General features: G+C 74.0%; 2 protein-coding genes and 1 pseudogene. 1 reads left to right on the forward strand and 2 read right to left on the reverse strand.

Annotated elements, in window-relative coordinates; genetic code table 11:
- Positions 1-1,292: xylulokinase (locus F2B26_RS15495; protein ID WP_159810886.1), on the reverse strand; the 1,292-nt coding region annotated here is incomplete at its 3' end.
- A 160-nt stretch (positions 1,293-1,452) separates the two neighbouring features.
- The gene (gene xylA, locus F2B26_RS15500; protein WP_159810888.1) at positions 1,453-2,640 is read right to left on the reverse strand and encodes a xylose isomerase; all 1,188 of its coding nucleotides are present in this window, start codon (positions 2,638-2,640) and stop codon (positions 1,453-1,455) included.
- 81 nt (positions 2,641-2,721) lie between these two features.
- Here xylA and F2B26_RS15505 point away from each other — a divergent pair.
- A pseudogene (locus F2B26_RS15505) lies at positions 2,722-2,961 on the forward strand (hypothetical protein); the annotation flags it as partial.

Consider the following 2,961-nt stretch of genomic DNA (forward strand, 5'->3'; position numbering starts at 1 on the left):
AGGGTCCACGCGGCCTGCCGTGCGGCGCCGTCGGCGACGTACTCCCCCGGCTCCGGCACGAGCACGGGCACCCCGAGCACCCCGGCGGCGAGCTGCTGGACGGCGGCCGAGCGGGCGCCACCGCCGATGAGGAACGCCCGCTGCACCTGCACCCCGACGGCGCGCAGCGCGTCCAGGCCGTCGGCGAGCGAGCACAGCAGTCCCTCGACCGCGGCCCGCGCGATGTTCTGCGGTGTGCCGTTGGACAGCGTGAGCCCGGCGAGCGTCGCGGTCGCATCGGGCCGGTTGGGGGTGCGCTCCCCCTCGAACCACGGCACGAGGGTGAGGCCCTGGGCGCCGACGGGGGCGGCCAGCGCGAGCCGCGCGAGCTCGCCGTGGTCGACGCCGAGCAGCCCGGCGGCCCAGTCCAGGATGCGTGCGGCGTTGAGCGTGCAGGCCAGCGGCAGGTAGTGCCCGGTCGCGTCGGCGAAGCCCGTGACCAGGCCGGACGCATCCGCTGTGGGTGCCGACGAGATGGCGCTCACCACGCCCGAGGTGCCGATGGACACCGCGACGTCGCCGGGCCGCAGCCCCAGCCCGAGCGCGGCGGCGGCGTTGTCACCGGCGCCGGGCCCGAGCAGCGCCCCGCCGGTGCTCACGCCGGCCTGCGCCTGCGGCCCGAGCACGCGCGGCAGCACCGGCACGGCGCCGAACGCCCGCTGCAGCAGATCGGTCCGGTAGTCCTCGGTGAACGGCGACCAGTACCCGGTGCCGGACACGTCCGAGCGGTCCGTGACCAGGGCGTCGAGCCCGGTGGCGCCGGAGATCTGCCAGGTCAGCCAGTCGTGCGGCAGGCAGACGGCGGCAACCTTGGCGGCGTTGGCCGGTTCGTGCTCGGCCAGCCAGCGCAGCTTGGTGACGGTGAGGGAGGCCACCGGCACCGAGCCGACGGCCTGCGCCCAGGCCTGCGCCCCGACGGCGGCGTCCCCGTCGCCGAGCTCGGCGATCAGGTCGGTGGCGGCCTGCGCGGACCGGGTGTCGTTCCACAGCAGCGCGTCGCGCACGGGCTCGCCCTGCTCGTCGAGGGTCACCATGCCGTGCTGCTGACCGCCGACGGCCAGCGCCGCGACGTCGTCCAGCCCGCCCGCGGCGGCTGCGGCCTGCTCGAACGCCGTCCACCAGGCGCGGGGGTCGACGGCGGTGCCGTCGGGGTGGGCGGCGCGGCCCTCGCGCACGAGCGCACCGGTCTGGGCGTCGCGGATCACGACCTTGCACGACTGGGTGGACGAGTCCACCCCGGCGACGAGCGTCATTGCCTGCACCTCTCAGCGGACCGGGCGTGCCCGGGGACGGTCCGGGCGTGGCCCGGGGACGACGACGCGGGTGCGCACCCGTGGTCCACGGGTGCGCACCCGCCGACGGCCGGCACCGGGTCGCGGTGCCGGCCGGTGGCGACCGGTGAGGTCGCCGGGGTCAGCGTGCGCCGAGCGCGTGCTCGAGCGCGAGCTGGTTGAGCCGGACGAAGCCGAAGCCGTGGGCGCCGACGGCGTCGGGGTCCACGTCCTCGTAGGCGGACCGGTCGGCCAGGAAGTCGGCGAGGGTCTCGCCCTCGGCCAGCGTCGGGGTGGCCAGCGACAGCACACCGGCCTCCTCGACGGCCGCCTGGACCTCGGGGTCGGCGCGGAAGGCCTTGGCCCGCTCGGCGAGCAGGATGTAGGTCGACATGTTCGCGGCGGCCGAGTCCCACACGCCCGTGAAGTCCTCGGTGCGCGAGGGCTTGTAGTCGAAGTGGCGCGGGCCGTCGTACCGGGTGCCGCCCGACGGGAAGCCGTTCTCCAGCAGGTCGACGGTGCCGAACGCGGAGAACAGGTCGCCGTGGCCGAAGACCAGGTCCTGGTCGTACTTGATCGACTTCTGGCCGTTGAGGTCGATGTGGAACAGCTTGTTCGACCACAGCGCCTGGGCCAGGCCCGAGGTGTAGTTGAGGCCGGCCATCTGCTCGTGCCCGGTCTCGGGGTTGAGGCCGACGATGTCGCCGTGCTCGAGCTGGGCGATGAAGCCGAGCGCGTGCCCGACGGTCGGCAGGATGATGTCGCCGCGGGGCTCGTTCGGCTTGGGCTCGAGGGCGATGCGCAGCCCGTAGCCCTTCTCCTTGATGTAGGCGGCGACGGTGTCGATGCCCTCGGCGTAGCGCTGGTGGGCGGCGTACAGGTCCTTGGCCGAGTCGTACTCGGCGCCCTCGCGGCCACCCCACATGACGAAGGTCGAGGCGTCGAGGGAGGCGGCGAGGTCGACGTTGCGCAGGATCTTGCGCAGCGCGTAGCGGCGCACCCGGCGGTCGTTCGAGGTGAACGCGCCGTCCTTGAAGATCGGGTGGCTGAAGGTGTTGGTGGTCACCATCTCGACGGTGATGCCGGTCTCGGCCAGCGCACCGCGGAAGGCGTCCAGGATCCGCTCGCGCTCGGCCTCCGAGGAGCCGAACGGCACCACGTCGTCGTCGTGGAAGGTGACGTGCGCGGCACCGAGCTTGGCGAGCTCGTGCACCGAGGCGACCGGGTCGAGCCACGGCCGCGTGGCCGCACCGAACTGGTCCTTCGCGTCCCACCCGACGGTCCACAGACCGAACGAGAACTTGTCCTCCGGAACCGGCTTGCGCACCATCACGCACACTCCTTCGATCGTGGCGAAGACTAATTTTGTCGCGTCGTGAATTTATCCCCGTCCGGCGGTAGGGTCAACTCCGTGACGTCCCGAGCCGCCCCCCGTCCGCGCCGGGTCGCCCCGGCCCGGGGGCGCACCGGTCGCGGCACCCCGCTCAGCCTCGTGCTCGACTGCGTGACCTCGAGCCCGCAGGCCGTCGTGCGCGCCCAGGTCGCCAGCGCCACCGGGCTGTCGCCGGCGGCCGTCTCGGTGGCCACCGACCAGCTCGTCACCGCCGGTCTGCTGCGCGAGCTCGACCCCGTGCAGGCCGGACGGGCCGGG

It is taken from the genome of Cellulomonas citrea (assembly GCF_009829685.1).
GTDB lineage: Bacteria > Actinomycetota > Actinomycetes > Actinomycetales > Cellulomonadaceae > Cellulomonas > Cellulomonas citrea.

Bases quoted from the DNA above. Each gene is read 5' to 3' on its own strand.
- xylA (WP_159810888.1), bottom strand. From the start codon at position 2,640: ATGGTGCGCAAGCCGGTTCCGGAGGACAAGTTCTCGTTCGGTCTGTGG.